Here is a 14,783-nt window from a genome sequence, read left to right as displayed (position 1 = left end):
GGCTATTGCGGCGGCGCCCGCTCGGCAGGGGCCGTTAGGCCTCAGCCGCGAAGTCGTTCGTCCCCACCTCTGGTGGTTCGGCGACCAGCTCGAACAATCGCTCTATGTCGGCACGTTCGAAGACCGCCGTACCGGGTGTCATCAGCATCGCCGCTCCCGCCGCGATCCCGTAACGAACCGCTTTGGCGAGGGGCCATCCGTGCGTGAGGCCCACCGTGATCGCGGCAACCATCGCATCGCCCGCCCCGACACCACTCCCGCCTGGCATCGGGACCGCCGGAAACCGCTGGCTGGCATGGCGTGTCGCCAGCAGCGCGCCATAGGAACCCAGGGAAACCACGACGACTTGTGCGCGGCCACTGTCGATGAGTTGGTGGGCGGCCTCTAGCTGCTCGGACTCGGTGGCGAGTCGGCGACCGACGCATTCCCTTAGTTCTCGCACGCTCGCCTTGAGCAGGAACACCCCTGAAGAGATGTGCTGCAAGCCGCCGCCGGAGGTGTCCAGGACCAGCTTGACGCCCAACTGCCGGCAGATGTCGGCAACCCGCTGATAGTAGTCGGCAGGTACACCCGGTGGCAGACTTCCGCTTGCCACAACGACTTCGGCCGATTGGGCTGCCACCCGCAATTGATCGAGGCATTGCTCCTGCTCGAGGACGGTGAGCTCCGGCCCCGGCAGGACGAACCGGTATTGCTGGCCGGTGCTGGTCTCGTTGACGGTGAAACTCTCGCGCGTTTGGGCAGCGACCGGAACCTGCCGGAACGGGACTTCCGCCTCGCTGAGCAGGCTCATGACGAGACCCCCGTGCGAGCCGCCCGCGGGAAACACCGCCAGCACCGAGCTACCAAGGACCTTCGCGATCCGGGCGACGTTGATGCCGCCTCCGCCCGGGTCGTAACGCGTCGCAGAGCAGCGCAACTTATCGGTCGGCCGCACGACGCCGACACTCGTCGTGATGTCGAGCGCGGGATTCATGGTCAACGTCACGATTCGAGTTCGGCGAACCGGGTCGGAAGGCATCTCCATCTTGATTGGCTCCGCAGGGGTTAGAGGCCGCTGGGATACGTTTCGGGCGTTTCGCCGGCGATCCAGAGGCTGGTGACCTCAAGGGGTTCCAGCGCCCGGGTCCTATCGATGTGGATCATCGCGTCGAACTGGTCGGCGGGGCGGACGTGGAAGTAATGGCTCTGCCGTTCGGTCTCTGGGCGGTAGATCACGCCGATGGCGCGCCCCAACCGGACCGCGCTCAGCGGTTCCGCGGCCCCCGGGCTGATGTGTGCGGACACCAGGAATTCGCTCCTGCGTGTCTCGTGCAGGAGTTCTTCGATGCTTCCATTGAGCGCCGGGCGCACGACCTTGCGTTCGGCGATGCCACCCCAGTCGCTGGCGGCGGTGACCGTGCCCGTGTAGGTGCTGAAGCCGATCAGACGTGCCTCGTCGCCGTGCCGCTGCCGGACCAGTTGGCCCAGTGTGAGTTGTCCATCGGCCCAGACTTCGGTGGCGCGGGCGTCCCCGACGTGAGAGTTGTGGGCCCACACGACGATTCGTGCCGAGGGGATATCTTGGTGGCGGTCCAGATGCTTCAGCAGCGCCTCGAGCGTCTGCGCCATGTGTTTGTCGCGCAGGTTCCACGAGGTGACTCGCCCGCTGAACATCGCCCGGTAGTACACCTCCGCGTTGTGCACCGTCTGGGCGTTCTGGTGGGCGTAGAACAATTCGTCCTCGGCGAGCAGACCGTCCCTGCGCGCGTAGGCCAGTTCGTTGCGCTGCATGTCGACCAGTTGATCGACGGCTTCCTGTTCGCACGATGGGCCGGCGCCGAAGGCGGCCGAGAAGCCGTACGCCTGGCCGTCGTCCGCCGAGGCGTGGTCGAAGCAGGCATAACGCTCGCGCGCCCGCGCCGCCGCCTTGGGGTCGACCTTGTCGAGGTAGCCGATCACTTCCTGCATCGACCGGTGCAGGCTGTAGAGATCCAGCCCGTAGAAGCCGGCCTGCCGCTGCCCGTTGTTCTCGTGCAGCCGGTTTCGGGTGCGCAGCCACTCGACGAAGTCACGCACGACGGTGTTGCGCCACATCCACGCGGGGAATCGCTCGAATCCGCTCAACGCCTCGTCGGCACTGGTGTCGTCACCGATGCCGCGAACGTAGCGATTCACCCGGTAGGCGTCGGGCCAGTCCGCCTCCGCCGCGACGGCACAGAAACCCTTCTCCTCGATCAACCACTTCGTGATTTCCGCGCGGGCCTCGTAGAACTCGTGTGTGCCATGCGAACTCTCGCCGATCAACACGATGCGCGCATCGCCGATCAACTCTTCCAGCGTGTCACGCGGCGGGACGCCCGCCGGCGCATCGATGGCCACCCGGGCGATCACCTCGGCCGGAGTCCGCGCCGCGACCCTCGCCGGGATGCCGGTCGTCGGCGTCGCGAGGAACCGGCGGACCTCTTCGTCGGTCACTTGCCGGAAATCCCAGAACGACTCCCCGACCGCGAGAAACGGAGTGGGCATGCTCGCGCATACGACGTCGTCGACCTGGCCCGCGAATTCCCGGCACGTGGACTCCGGGGCCGCCGGCACGGCGATGACGATGTGTGCGGGCTCGGCCTCGCGGAGCGCCTGGACCGCCGCGAACATGCTTGCACCGGTGGCTAATCCGTCGTCGACCAGGATCACCGTCTTGCCTGCCACGTCCACGGGCGGACGCCCGTCGCGATAGGCGGCCTCGCGCCGAATCAGTTCCCGGCCTTCACGCTCGGCGACGGCACGCAATTCCTGCGGGGTGATACGCAGGCCGCGCACGACGTCGTCGTTGACCACGACGCGGCCCCCGCTCGCCAACGCCCCCACGGCGAACTCCTCATGGCCGGGGGCACCGAGCTTGCGCACGATGAAGGCATCCAGCGGGGCATGCAGCGCCGCCGCCACCTCCCATGCGACGGGTATGCCGCCGCGCGCCAGGCCCAGCACGAGCACATCGTGCCGATCGCGGTAGGCACCGAGGAGGTTCGCCAGCACGCGGCCGGCCTCGGCGCGGTCACGGAACACCCGCCGCGGCGAGCGTCGGGTCGCGTCAGCTGCTCTGGTCATCACACACCGCGCCTGTAGTCATGGCAGTCTCCTCGATCTTGACCATCGACGAATTAATCCGACCAGCCCGCCGTAATCGGCGGTAGGGCATGAAGTCCCAGGCTTGCGGGTCGTTCGTCGGCTCAGCTTCTGCGGCGCAGCTCGCCGATATAGGCCATGACCCGGTTGAGGATGAGGCCGTAGGCGTCGCCGTCGTCCACCAGCCGGGGCAATCCGCAGTGGCGGAGAAAGCCGTCCAGGCGCTTGTCCAGGCTCCAGTCGAGATAGGTGTCGCTGGCATAGGGCGAGTGCAGGAACTCGGACGCGATCTCATCGACGTCGGCATCGGTCATCGACGGGGATCCCTCTGTGGTAGGGGTCATTTGGCTTCCTACCCGCTCCGAGCGTGATCCCTGATGGCGGCCTGCACCGCGGCAAAGCGTGAGCGTGCCCGTTCGTCGGCGGCCTTCTGTTCGGTGGCCGTCACGACTATCGCGTCCGGACCGGGGAACACGGTCGCCTCCTCCCCGGTGGCCAGCCACCGGACCCGGTACGGCGGTTCCCCATTCGGTGAACGCACCGAGGTGATCAACCCGCGCAGATCCGGTCGCCCGACCGTGCCGCTCTTGATGACGAGCCAGTCACCCGCATCGGCAATCACTATCAGCTCCCTTCGAAAAATATTGCAAAGCAAATTAACTCGCGTTATCAACGCATCTCCAAGACCTCGCGTACCGGCCGGCGCGGCGTCGGTTCGGGAGCGCCCTTGCCCGAAAATGCGGTGCCGACCCGGATCAGAACTTGGGGTACCGCTTCGGTCTCGGGTATGAGCTCCCCGATCATGTCGCGACTGGCCTGCAGCTCCGTCACGTGTGTCACGGTGCAGGTCGCCAGTCCGGCCATGGTGCACTCGAGCAGAACTGCCGAGAGGGCCTGGCCGCACCGGAACGCGTCCGCGCGGGTGTCCCCCGGCGTGGACAGGACAACGATCTTTGCTTGATCGTGGAGGCTCGCCGAGCTCCCCCGGGCGTGCCCGTCGGCGGGGAATCGGCGGTTCACGCCGTCGGTACGGGGCTGCGCCTCGTTGACCAGGGCGGCCTGAGGTATGCCGTCGTCGTGCCTGCCGGGCGCTGTCCACCAACGCAATTCGTGATGGTAGAGGTCGTCGTAGCGCCGCAGCGCCTCATTGAGGTGCGCCGCCTCGACCAGCCGCGGCAGTGCGTCGTCGGCCAGTACGTCGAGGGCGGCCAGGTCGGGATTGAAGGCACTCCGAAGCACCGGCTCGAAGGACGCCCACCCCTTCGGGGCCCCGAACGGACGCCGGTCGGTCCTGCGACGCAGGATCGCCGCCGCGCGGTCTCGTCGCGCCACGGCGACGTAGTCGGCCGAAACGAAGTCGATGGAGGCCAGGTGGTCGGGGTTGTTGGGATTGGGAAACTCGTCGGCGTCGGCGACCCATCCCTCGGCGGCCATCGCGACCCGGAAGTGATCGAGCACCGCGCCGCAGCTGATGATCGACTCGCGTCCCGAGCTGTCGGCCGAGGACACCATGCGGTGCGGGTCGGCGAAGAGGTCGACGGTCGGGCCGCCGGCAACCCATCGCCATGGCTGGCTGTTGTGCAGCGAGGGGGCGCGGCAGGCGAGATCCACCGCCCGGGTCAGCACTTTGCTGTCGACCATCGTCTGGGTCATTGTTCTTCGCCTCTCCTGTGTTACTTGGACCCTCGGGCATGCGGGCATCGCACGCCAGGGTCCTTGGTCCCCAGCGTCAGGTCATTGGACCCGGGGTCGACTGATGACCTTTGTCTCTATTGCGGCGACGCCGCGCGGCAAACGATGTAGTCGACCACCCCGACCGAGGACCCGTGATGGACGTCATCCGCAAAACAGCCCATGACCATCGTGTTCGGCCCAACCTGACGGACTACGAGCACGAGCGCGCCCAGTTCCACTGGTCCGACATACCGGATCTGTGCGAAGGCATGGGACCCGGCCTGTGCAACATCGCCTACGCCGCCCTTGACCGTCACACCGCTGGGCCGGCCGCGACGCGGACGGCGTTGCGGTTTGTCGTCGATCGCCCATCGGACGGCGTGATCACCACCCGCGACCTCAGCTACGCCGAGCTCGGCCAACTCTCCAGGAAATTCTCCAGCGCGTTGCGCGCGTTGGGCGTCAACCGGGGCGACCGGGTTTTCATCGTGATGGCCCGTGGCCCCGAGCTCTATATCTCGATGCTCGGCGCGCTGCGCAACGGCAGCATCGTCTCGCCGTTGTTCTCGGCCTTCGGGCCGGAGCCGATCGCGACCCGAGTCAACCTCGGGCGCGCCGACGTCCTGGTCACCACGAGGGCGATCTACCAGCGCAAGATCGCCAAGATTCGTGATCGGCTGCCGTCGGTGCGGCACATCTTCGTCGTCGATGACGGGCAGGGCGACGGTGCGCCGGCGGGGACCCTCGACTTCTGGCAATGGGTGAACGCGGCCGATGAGAACCCGCCGGTCGAGCCCACCACCGCCGACGACCCGGCCTTGCTGCACTTCACCAGCGGGACCACGGGTACGCCGAAGGGCGCCATCCACGTGCACGGCGCCGTCGCGATGCACTACGTCACCGGCCTGTATGCGCTCGATCTGCACCCCGACGACACCTATTGGTGCACGGCCGATCCCGGCTGGGTGACGGGGACGTCCTACGGCATCATCAGCCCGCTGCTGCACGGCGTGACCTCCATCGTCGACGAAGCGGATTTCGACGCCGAACGGTGGTACCGCATCCTGCAGGGCGTGTCGGTGTGGTACACCGCACCGACCGCCATCCGGATGCTCATCAAGGCGGGACCGGAACTGCCCGCGCAGTACCACTTTCCGCGGCTGCGATTCATCGCCAGCGTGGGCGAACCGCTCAATCCCGAAGCCGTCTGGTGGGGAAAACGGGTGCTGGGCTTGCCGATTCACGACAATTGGTGGCAGACCGAGACGGGCGGCATCATGATCGCCAACACGCCCGCGTTCGACATCAAGCCCGGCTCGATGGGCCGCCCGCTGCCCGGGGTGGACGCTTTCATCGTCCGCAGCAACGACGACGGCACCGCCGAGGTGATCGACGAACCCGGCGTCGAGGGTGAGCTCGCGCTCAAACCCGGCTGGCCGTCGATGTTCCGCGGATACCTGAACGCCGAGGAGCGCTACCGCAGCTGCTTCGCAGACGGCCTATACCTGACCGGGGATCTCGCGACGAAAGACTCCGACGGCTACTTCTGGTTCGTCGGGCGCAAGGACGACGTGATCAAGTCCGCGGGGCATCTGATCGGGCCGTTCGAAGTCGAGAGCGCACTGACCGATCATCCGGCGGTGGCCGAGGCGGCCGTCATCGGCATACCCGATCCGACGGTCGGTGAGATGGTCAAAGCCTTCGTCACCCTGAAGGACGGTGTCGTGGCCGGCGAAGACCTGCGGCTGGAACTGCTGGGCCACGCGCGCAAGCGGCTCGGGGCCACGGTGGCGCCCAAGGAGATCGAGTTCGTCGACTCCTTGCCGCACACCAGCAGCGGCAAGATCATGCGGCGCCTGCTCAAGGCCCGCGAACTGGGGTTGCCGGAGGGCGACACCTCCACCATCGAGCAGCACCCGACCCACCAATCCGAGGGAGTACCGTCGTGACCGATACGAAGCTGGCCCATGAGCTGTTGTCGGACATGATCCGCGTGCGGCGCATGGAGGAAAAATGTGCCGAGCTCTACAGCGCGGCCAAGATTCGCGGATTCCTCCACCTCTACGTCGGTGAGGAAGCCGTGGCCGCCGGGTCGCTGCGCGCGCTGGCCGACGACGACGCGGTGGTCGCGACCTACCGTGAGCACGCGCACGCCCTGTTGCGGGGCATCCCGATGACCTCGATCATGGCCGAGATGTTCGGCAAGCAGGAGGGCTGCTCGCGTGGCCGCGGCGGTTCGATGCACTTGTTCGACGGGTCCAAGCGGTTCTACGGAGGCAACGCGATCGTGGCCGGTGGCCTGCCGCTGGCGGTGGGCATCGCTATGGCCGACGCCATGCTGCAGCAGAAGCGCGTGACCGCCTGCTACTTCGGTGACGGCGCGGTGGCCGAAGGCGCCTTCCACGAGTCGTTGAACATGGCGGCCCTGTGGAACCTTCCGGTGCTGTTCTGTTGCGAGAACAACCTTTACGCGATGGGCACCGCGCTGGATCGGGCGCAGTCGCAGACCGATCTCACCGCCAAGGCAGCCGCCTACCGCGTGCCGACGCTGGCCGTCGACGGCATGGACGCCGAAGCGTGCCACACGGCCGCGCAGGAGGGGGTCGATCACGTCCGCGACACCGGCGGCCCATTCTTCATCGAATTCCGCACCTACCGGTTCCGGGCGCATTCGATGTTCGATCCCGAACTGTACCGGGACAAGAGCGAGGTCGAACGGTGGCGCGAACGCGACCCGATCCAGGCGTTCACCGAGAAGTGTCTGGGCGACGGCACACTGTCCGAGGCGGACGTGCGTGAGCTCGAAGACGCGGCGGCCACCGAGATCGCAGACGCGGTGGCGTACGCCGAGGCCGGAACCTGGGAGGACGTGGCGGATCTCGAACGCGACGTGCTGACTCCGGAGCTGGCGCGATGAAGACCAGCTACCGAACCGCCGTGCACGACGCCCTGCGCGACGCCCTGCGCGATGACGCGCGGGTGTTGCTGATGGGCGAGGACGTCGCGCGTTACGGGGGAACGTACGCCGCCTCCAAGGGCCTGCTGGACGAATTCGGGCCCGACCGCGTGCGGGACACGCCGCTGTCGGAACTGGGCTTCGTCGGGATCGGAATTGGCGCGGCGCTGGGTGGGTTACGCCCGATCGTGGAGGTCATGACGGTCAACTTCAGCCTGCTGGCTCTCGACCAGATCGTCAATACCGCTGCGGCCCTTCGCCATATGTCCGGCGGGCAGTTCTCGGTACCGCTCGTCGTCAGGATGGCGACGGGCGCCGGGCGCCAGCTCGCCGCGCAGCATTCGCACAGCCTGGAGCCGTGGTACGCCCACATCCCGGGCATCAAGGTGGTGGCTCCGGCCACCGTCGAGGACGCGTACGGCATGCTCGGCCCCGCCCTGGCGGACCCCGACCCGGTGGTGATCTTCGAACACGTTCAGCTCTACAACACCTCAACGGATGTCGACGTTCTCACTCCGACGGACATCTCGCGGGCGGCGGTCCGCCGCAGCGGCAGCGACGTTACCCTGATCACCTACGGCGGCAGCCTGCCGAAGACTCTCGACGCCGCCAATGAGCTTTCACTAGCCGGAATCGACTGCGAAGTAATCGATCTGCGCGTCCTGCGCCCACTCGACGACGACACCATCCTCGAGTCCGTCCGCAAGACGCATCGGGCGGTGGTGGTCGACGAGGCGTGGCGCACCGGAAGCCTGGCCGCGGAAGTGATCGCGCGCGTGATGGAGGGCGCCTTCTACGACCTCGACGCACCGGTGGGCCGGGTGTGCAGCACCGAAGTTCCCATGCCCTACGCCAAGCACATGGAAGAGGCCGCCCTCCCCCAGACCGCCAAGATCGTCGCCGCCGTGCAGGGCCTGTTCGGGGACCCGTCGTGATCGAGTTCAAGATGCCCTCGCTCGGCTCCGACATGGATGAAGGCACCCTGAACGAGTGGCTGGTCAAGCCCGGGGACGAGGTGACGCGTGGCCAGGTCGTGGCGATCGTCGAGACCACCAAGGCCGCCGTCGAAGTCGAATGCTGGCAGGAGGGTATCGTCAGCGAGCTCGTCGTCCCCGTCGGTGAAACCGTCCAGGTGGGAACGACATTGGCCATGCTGGCGGCACCCGGCGAGCAGCCGGAGACGCCAGCGCGTCCGTCGCCGGAGGCGGTGACCACAGCCGCGCCCCCACTGGCGCCCACACCGGCGGTCACGCCGGCGACCGCGCCGCCGACGCCGCCGCCGCCCGTCCCCAGCGGTCCCCCGACCGCCCCTGGACACCGGCGGTGGGTGTCCCCGGCCGCGCGGCGGTTGGCCCAGTCGCTGGGCGTCGATATCGACGCGGTGAGCGGCACCGGACCCCAGGGCGCCGTCACCATCAACGACGTCGAGCATGCGGCCGCGGCCAGGCCGGTCGAGGTTAAGCCGGTGGGGAAACCGGCAGCCAAGGCGACGGCGGCCGACCGCGCGACACAGATGCGCAAGTCGATCGCGGCAGCGATGAGCCGGTCGAAGCGGGAGATTCCGCACTACTACCTCGCCGAAGAGATCATGTTGGAAAAGGCGCTGTCCTGGCTGACGACCAGAAATGCGCAGCGATCCATCGACGAACGGGTGCTGCCGGCCGTCTTGCTCTTGAAGGCCGTCGGCGTCGCCGCACAGCGGTTCGGTGAGTTCAACGGATTCTGGCGGGAAGACGGGTTCGAGCCCGCGGCCGGGGTTCACGTCGGTGTCGGGATATCGCTGCGCGGCGGCGGCCTCGTCGCGCCGGCCATCCACGACGTTCCGGAGAAGAAGCTCGACGAATTGATGGGCGATCTGACCGATCTGGTGGCGCGGGCGCGGTCCTTCTCGCTGCGGAGTTCGGAGATGTCGGACCCGACCATCACGCTCACCAACCTCGGCGACCAGGGCGTCGATGCGGTCTTCGGCGTCATCTACCCGCCGCAGGTCGCGATCGTAGGCTTCGGCCAGCCAGCCGAGCGCGTCTGTGTCATCGACGGCGGGATCCGGGTCGTCACAACGGTCCAGGCCACGCTCGCCGCCGACCACCGCGCAAGCGACGGACACCGGGGCGCGCTATTCCTGGCCGCGATCAACGAGCTGCTCCAGCAGCCCGACCTACTAGAAAAGTGATGCGCAATGACCAATGAAGACATCCGCGCCGGCGTGCTTTCGGTGCTGACCACCATCGCTCCCGAAGTCGACCCCGAAGACATTCGCGACGACGCCCTGCTGCGCGATCAGGTCGACCTGGATTCCATGGACTGGCTGAGCTTTCTGCGTGGGATCCACAAGCGATTCCACGTCGACATCCCGGAGTCGGACTACGCGTCGTTGCGGACACTGGCCGACGTCGTCGGCTACGTGGAATCCAACGCGTCCAAAGTCTGAGCCGCACAGCGCTTTTCGGAGCGCACTCAACAGGGGGTTGACATGGAGGCTACGAGGCCGGACATCGGCGTGCTCGAACGGGCGGTGCTGCTCGCCTGCCGCGCCCCCTCCGTGCACAACAGTCAGCCCTGGCGCTGGGTGGCCGACGACGGCACCCTGCGCATCTTCGTCGACCGGCACCGGGCGATGGCGGCCACCGACCATTCCGGCCGCGAAGTGATCCTGTCCTGTGGTGCCGTCCTGGACCACCTCTGCGTCGCCATGACCGCCGCGGGCTGGGAACCGAAAGTCGATCGGTTTCCCGACCCGGATGACCCCGACCAGCTGGCCTCGGTCACCTTCAGCCCGCTAGGGCACGTCACCGAAGCCGAGCACCGCCGCGCCGAAGCGATCCTGCAGCGCCGCACGGACCGGCTTCCGTTGGGGCGACCCACGTATTGGGACATGTTCGAACCCGCACTGCGTGACACCTTCGACGACACCGAGGTCGCCCTCGACGTTCTCCCCGACGATGTGCGACCGCTCCTGGTGGAGGCCTCGCAACTCACCGAGGAGCTTCGCCTCGACGACTCGTACTATCACGCCGAACTCGACTGGTGGACTTCGTCGTTCGCATTGGCCGAGGGCATGCCGCCAACCGCACTGGCCTCCGACAAGGAGAGCTGGCGGGTCGACGTGGCCCGCAGCTTTCCGATCAGGAGCCATGCGGACCGGCGTGCCGAGGTCAAAGTCGATTGGGCCAAGATCCTTGTGCTGTCGACCCCCGAGGACACCAGGTCGGACGTGCTGCGGTGCGGCGAGGTGCTGTCGACGGTGTTGCTCGAGTGCACGGTCGCCGGGATGGCGACCTGCCCGCTCACCCATCTGATCGAACTCGACGAGAGCCGCGACATCGTGCGCGAACTCATCGGCATGCGCGGCGAGCCGCAAGTGTTGATTCGCGTGGGGATCGCGCCGCCGCTGGAGCACCTCCCGGCGGCGACACCACGACGTCCGCTGAGCGATGTCCTTCAGGTCCGCTAGCCGTTGCGTGGGTGACGGTATGAGCAAGTGGGTAAAGAACTTTGGTCCCGGACCTGCGGGACTTTCGGCCGGCGCTGCCGGCCGGCCTCGGCAATACCATCGAGTGTGTAGTGCCGTCGACGAAGAGGACAACTGATGTCGCTGATCGATAATGGGGTTGCGATCCTGCCGGTGAACGAATGCTGGGAGCTGCTGGCTGGTGTGACGTTGGGGCGCCTGGTCACCAGCGTTGGTAACCAGCCCGAGATCTTCCCGGTCAATTACGTCGTGCAGCGCAATACGGTGCTGTTTCGTACCGCGGAGGGCACCAAGTTGGTCAGCACGGCGATCAACAACCGGGTGCTGTTCGAGGTCGACGATCACAACGTCGCCGAGGGCTGGAGCGTGATCATCAAGGGCACCGCGCGTTCCTGTCGCAGCAACGAGGAAATCGAGGAAGCCGAGCGCGCGCAGGTACTGCCCTGGACGGCCACGGAGAAGTCGCACTTCGTGCGGATCATTCCCGAGATCGTCACGGGCCGCCGGTTCCGTTTCGGTGTGCCGGTGGAGTGACCCCCGGCGGCTAGCCCGGCCTCATCCGGCGCGGGCGCGGGACGAATTCCAGTGACAACAAGACCAGCAGCGCAGCCGGAATATGGTGGGCGCACAACACCACGTAGCGCCGATCGGACAGCGCGTGGAACTTGCGGAGGTAACGGTACAGGGACTCGAGGCGGATCAGCGGGTCCAGCAAGTGGATCAGCCACAGCGCGATCCGCTGCAGCGGGCCCGGTTGAGCGGCCTCGAAGATTTCCGGGAACGCGGCGAATGCCAGCGAAAGGCGCTGTCCGCCAGTGGCTCCCGCGTGGGCGATCATGTCGACGCTGAGCCGCTCGTCGACGCCGTTGGGGGCGCCCGGGCGACGGAACGGTACGTCGAGGCTGACTTCCGATCCCCCACCGGCGGTCAGGTATCGGTGAAACGCGACGGCCCGCCCGCGCCCGTCCCGCGCGATGGCCAGCAGCACACCGGGGAAGCGGCCTTGCAACGCGCCGTCGAGGTTCATGCAGAAGCCGCGGTCGGTGCGCGCCGCGCGGTGAGCGGCGTATAACACCTCGGTCAGCTCGGCCAGCGTTGCGCCGCTGAGTTTTTGTTCGTCGACGATCTCGGTGGTGACACCGCAGTTGTGCGTGCGCTGCACCGCTTGGCGCAGGTTGCGAAAGTGTCGGCCCCGCAGGGTGAAGTGGCGGACGTCGACGACGACGTCGCGGCCGATCGGCACCGACAGCATCGGCTGCCCCACGGTGTCCCTGCGCCACAACCGAAGGTGGCGTTCGCCAGCGGCCAAGACGATGATCTGCCATCCCCGGCCGCGGCACATGCGGACGAAATCGGCTACCAGAGCGTCGAATTGCGTCGCATCACCAATCGGGTCGCCGCTGACCACGGCGAACCCAAGCCGCGCGCGGTAGGAGATCGCCGCGGTGCCGTCGGGGTTGAAGTGATAGCTCTTGCTGGAGTGCATGGCGAACGGCGCCAGCGGATCCCCCCGCGTGGAGTTGACCAGCTCCCACACCTGGCCCAGCAGCTCCGGCTGCGGTCGGGCAGTGGTGGGTGACATCAGCGCGAGCCCACTGGCGGCGATCAGGACGTTGCCCAGCACGGGCCAGGACAGGAAATGGGCGCCCAGCCCGGCGCCCACCGCCGCGGCCGCGTAGATCGCGTGAGCGAACGTCACCGGACGGCCGAGAAAGATGCCGCGAGCTATCAAGGCGGCCGCGCCCAGTAGCGCCACCGACCAGCCGAACCGGCCCGGGGCAACGCGTTCGTAGCCGAGGTACGCTCGCGCGAGCAGGACCACCAGCCAAACCAGGACGCACAGCAGCATCAGCACGCTGACGCGGCGCGCCGCCGGGACGTCGGCGCCGACCAACACCCGCTCCCCGCCGCGCACGACGTTGGTCGCGCGGCTTCTGGGGGTGATCTTCACGGGGCCACTAGCGCACGACGAGCACGGAGCATTCGGGGTGGCGGAAGAGGGGATGCCCTTGGGGCCCGACCAATTGCGCGAGCTGACCGGCCTCGTCGGCGCCGATCACTGCGAGCTGAACCCTCTCGTCGTTGGCGCTCAGGTAGCTGGCGATGGCGTGCTTGGTAGTGATCGGGTAGACCCGCACCTCGGGATAGTGCTGCCGCCATTCCGCGACCCGGCGTTCGAATGCGCCGTCGGCGTGCTCGGTGAGTTCCTCGGGCCGGCCGCCGAGCACCAGCATCGGAGCCCTGCGCAACTTCGCCTCCGCCGCAGCGAAATTCACGACGGCGTCGTTGCCGGGTGCGTCCGTCATCCGGACCACGATCCAGTTGATGTCGGGCGCCGGCCGGTCGGATTCGGTCCGCAAGACCGCGACCGGGCAACGCGCCTTCTCGGCGAGCTCCGTCGCCGTCGAACCCACGATGGAGCGCGCGTAGCGTCCGATGCCGACGCAACCTACGCAGATCATCGCCGCATCCCAGGATGCCTCCAACAGCGCCGAGCCGGCCGGACCCCGCGGCACGTCGGTTTCGATCGCGACCGCCTTACCGGTGGCCTCCACGGCCAACCGTGCTGCATGGAGCGACTTCTCGGCGTGTGCGAAGTCGCGTTCGTAGTCTTCCGCGGAATCGTGCGTTGGCTTGATGACGGAGACGAGATGCAGTGGCGCGCCGCGGGTGATCGCCTCGTCGATACCCCATAACGCGGCCGTGATCGCGGCCGCCGAACCGTCGATTCCTACCAGGATTGGTTTCATGATCCGACCTTTCTGCTGTCGAACGTAGGCAGTCCGCACGGTCGGCACTAGGGTCGTTCGGCCTTCCCGCCGCGGACCAATGGGCAACGCGGGCAAAGGCGGGAGCTGTCAGATTGTTTCGACTGACGAACGGATCGGCACTGGGTCGGCGGGCCGCTCCGCCCGCCGCTTGATCGCAAGCATCAGCCCACGGGTCCCGAGTGCTATCAACGGCCTGGCGAGTTCCATCACGAACACTTCGCCCGGGTAGCGCAGGGCGATTCGAGCGCGGGCCAGCAGCCGGACGCGGTCTTCCCAGTGCGGCTGGAGATGAAGGGACAAGACCACGTTCCACCGCGGCTCGGATCGCATGGCATTGAGGACCAGGTATTTCTCGGGCACGATCTCCGCGATGCGTAACGTCAACCCGCCGGGTAACCCCATCCAGCCCTCGGGAGCCAGGCGCACCGAATCCCCCACCCGCAGCCCTTCGCTATCATCCTGCCCCACAACGCTTTCCGACACCTCGAAGCCGTAGCTTTCTCTCCTGTCCAGGCCTATCTGCAGGAGCCGGGACCAGACCACGGACGCGGTCGCGTCGATGTCAACCGCCTCGGTCGTCTGAACCGCCGGATCGCTGACCAAGGCGTCACCCGGAACGCGCATCTGCGACTCCGCCTTGGTTGCACCCCAGTTGCGGTAATATCTGCGCGCGCAGTAGAGCACGGTGAGCAACACGGTGGTCTGGGCAATCCGCCTTGACATGTTGGACATGGCGCCAGTCTGCGCGGAGCGCCCCGATGGCTGCGAGGGTCCTTGGTCCTTGGTGGTGCGCCGATATGCCCTG

The 14,783-nt window shown here is 67.2% G+C and carries 15 protein-coding genes; 7 read left to right on the top strand and 8 right to left on the bottom strand.

The genetic code is table 11. From position 1 onward, the window contains the following. Positions 1 to 34: 34 nt before the first annotated feature. From A5758_RS16400 to A5758_RS16380, 5 genes are all read right to left on the bottom strand, one after another. Positions 35 to 1,027 carry a 1-phosphofructokinase family hexose kinase gene (locus A5758_RS16400; RefSeq protein ID WP_067201785.1) on the bottom strand — a complete coding sequence of 331 codons (993 nt, stop codon included), beginning with the start codon at positions 1,025 to 1,027 and terminating at the stop codon, positions 35 to 37. Positions 1,028 to 1,047: 20 nt separating this feature from the next. Beyond that, positions 1,048 to 3,087 carry an erythromycin esterase family protein gene (locus tag A5758_RS16395; RefSeq protein WP_067741954.1) on the bottom strand — a complete coding sequence of 680 codons (2,040 nt, stop codon included), beginning with the start codon at positions 3,085 to 3,087 and terminating at the stop codon, positions 1,048 to 1,050. A 122-nt stretch (positions 3,088 to 3,209) separates the two neighbouring features. Further along, positions 3,210 to 3,449 carry a hypothetical protein gene (locus A5758_RS16390; protein ID WP_082939725.1) on the bottom strand — a complete coding sequence of 80 codons (240 nt, stop codon included), beginning with the start codon at positions 3,447 to 3,449 and terminating at the stop codon, positions 3,210 to 3,212. A gap of 8 nt (positions 3,450 to 3,457) precedes the next feature. Then, on the bottom strand, positions 3,458 to 3,727 hold the full coding sequence (locus tag A5758_RS16385; protein ID WP_067741940.1) for a DUF1918 domain-containing protein: 270 nt from the start codon (positions 3,725 to 3,727) through the stop codon (positions 3,458 to 3,460). A gap of 47 nt (positions 3,728 to 3,774) precedes the next feature. Continuing rightward, positions 3,775 to 4,758 (bottom strand): NAD(P)H nitroreductase, encoded by a 984-nt coding sequence (locus A5758_RS16380; protein WP_067741937.1) that lies wholly within the window; start codon positions 4,756 to 4,758, stop codon positions 3,775 to 3,777. Positions 4,759 to 4,934: 176 nt separating this feature from the next. On the opposite strand from A5758_RS16380, the gene acsA reads away from it, so the two are divergent. The 7 genes from acsA (at position 4,935) to A5758_RS16345 (ending at position 11,741) form a co-directional block, all read left to right on the top strand. Beyond that, positions 4,935 to 6,728 carry an acetate--CoA ligase gene (gene acsA, locus A5758_RS16375; RefSeq protein ID WP_067741934.1) on the top strand — a complete coding sequence of 598 codons (1,794 nt, stop codon included), beginning with the start codon at positions 4,935 to 4,937 and terminating at the stop codon, positions 6,726 to 6,728. Beyond that, on the top strand, positions 6,725 to 7,696 hold the full coding sequence (gene pdhA, locus A5758_RS16370) for a pyruvate dehydrogenase (acetyl-transferring) E1 component subunit alpha (protein ID WP_067201770.1): 972 nt from the start codon (positions 6,725 to 6,727) through the stop codon (positions 7,694 to 7,696). Before acsA ends, pdhA begins: the two co-directional genes overlap by 4 nt. Further along, a complete protein-coding gene (locus tag A5758_RS16365) occupies positions 7,693 to 8,670 on the top strand; it encodes an alpha-ketoacid dehydrogenase subunit beta (RefSeq protein WP_067741931.1) in 978 nt (325 codons plus the stop codon). Before pdhA ends, A5758_RS16365 begins: the two co-directional genes overlap by 4 nt. Next, positions 8,667 to 9,908 carry a dihydrolipoamide acetyltransferase family protein gene (locus A5758_RS16360; RefSeq protein WP_067741927.1) on the top strand — a complete coding sequence of 414 codons (1,242 nt, stop codon included), beginning with the start codon at positions 8,667 to 8,669 and terminating at the stop codon, positions 9,906 to 9,908. Before A5758_RS16365 ends, A5758_RS16360 begins: the two co-directional genes overlap by 4 nt. A gap of 6 nt (positions 9,909 to 9,914) precedes the next feature. Beyond that, a complete protein-coding gene (locus A5758_RS16355) occupies positions 9,915 to 10,166 on the top strand; it encodes an acyl carrier protein (protein WP_067201758.1) in 252 nt (83 codons plus the stop codon). A gap of 42 nt (positions 10,167 to 10,208) precedes the next feature. After that, positions 10,209 to 11,189, top strand: coding sequence for an NAD(P)H nitroreductase (locus tag A5758_RS16350; protein WP_156622664.1), 981 nt, complete (start codon positions 10,209 to 10,211; stop codon positions 11,187 to 11,189). 135 nt (positions 11,190 to 11,324) lie between these two features. Next, entirely contained in the window at positions 11,325 to 11,741 is a 417-nt protein-coding gene (locus A5758_RS16345) for a pyridoxamine 5'-phosphate oxidase family protein (RefSeq protein ID WP_067741924.1), read from the top strand. 10 nt (positions 11,742 to 11,751) lie between these two features. On the opposite strand, the gene A5758_RS16340 is transcribed toward A5758_RS16345, so the two are convergent. The 3 genes from A5758_RS16340 to A5758_RS16330 form a co-directional block, all read right to left on the bottom strand. Then, on the bottom strand, positions 11,752 to 13,158 hold the full coding sequence (locus tag A5758_RS16340; protein ID WP_067201752.1) for a bifunctional lysylphosphatidylglycerol flippase/synthetase MprF: 1,407 nt from the start codon (positions 13,156 to 13,158) through the stop codon (positions 11,752 to 11,754). A 7-nt stretch (positions 13,159 to 13,165) separates the two neighbouring features. Continuing rightward, the gene (locus A5758_RS16335; protein ID WP_067741922.1) at positions 13,166 to 13,957 is read right to left on the bottom strand and encodes a universal stress protein; all 792 of its coding nucleotides are present in this window, start codon (positions 13,955 to 13,957) and stop codon (positions 13,166 to 13,168) included. A 108-nt stretch (positions 13,958 to 14,065) separates the two neighbouring features. After that, complete coding sequence (locus A5758_RS16330) at positions 14,066 to 14,710, bottom strand: hypothetical protein (protein ID WP_067201744.1); 645 nt, start codon at positions 14,708 to 14,710, stop codon at positions 14,066 to 14,068. Positions 14,711 to 14,783: the final 73 nt, after the last annotated feature.

Source organism: Mycobacterium sp. 852014-50255_SCH5639931 (assembly GCF_001665605.1).
Lineage (GTDB): Bacteria > Actinomycetota > Actinomycetes > Mycobacteriales > Mycobacteriaceae > Mycobacterium > Mycobacterium paraffinicum.
This window is presented reverse-complemented; position numbering and strand designations above follow the sequence as displayed.

Excerpts from the sequence above, each read along its gene's own strand:
- A5758_RS16400 (WP_067201785.1), bottom strand. The coding sequence starts at position 1,027 with ATGGAGATGCCTTCCGACCCGGTTCGCCGAACTCGAATCGTGACGTTG.
- acsA (WP_067741934.1), top strand. The coding sequence starts at position 4,935 with ATGGACGTCATCCGCAAAACAGCCCATGACCATCGTGTTCGGCCCAAC.
- A5758_RS16345 (WP_067741924.1), top strand. The coding sequence starts at position 11,325 with ATGTCGCTGATCGATAATGGGGTTGCGATCCTGCCGGTGAACGAATGC.
- A5758_RS16330 (WP_067201744.1), bottom strand. The coding sequence starts at position 14,710 with ATGTCCAACATGTCAAGGCGGATTGCCCAGACCACCGTGTTGCTCACC.
- A5758_RS16390 (WP_082939725.1), bottom strand. The coding sequence starts at position 3,449 with ATGACCCCTACCACAGAGGGATCCCCGTCGATGACCGATGCCGACGTC.
- A5758_RS16380 (WP_067741937.1), bottom strand. The coding sequence starts at position 4,758 with ATGACCCAGACGATGGTCGACAGCAAAGTGCTGACCCGGGCGGTGGAT.
- A5758_RS16335 (WP_067741922.1), bottom strand. The coding sequence starts at position 13,957 with ATGAAACCAATCCTGGTAGGAATCGACGGTTCGGCGGCCGCGATCACG.
- A5758_RS16350 (WP_156622664.1), top strand. The coding sequence starts at position 10,209 with ATGGAGGCTACGAGGCCGGACATCGGCGTGCTCGAACGGGCGGTGCTG.
- A5758_RS16395 (WP_067741954.1), bottom strand. The coding sequence starts at position 3,087 with ATGACCAGAGCAGCTGACGCGACCCGACGCTCGCCGCGGCGGGTGTTC.
- A5758_RS16365 (WP_067741931.1), top strand. The coding sequence starts at position 7,693 with ATGAAGACCAGCTACCGAACCGCCGTGCACGACGCCCTGCGCGACGCC.
- A5758_RS16355 (WP_067201758.1), top strand. The coding sequence starts at position 9,915 with ATGACCAATGAAGACATCCGCGCCGGCGTGCTTTCGGTGCTGACCACC.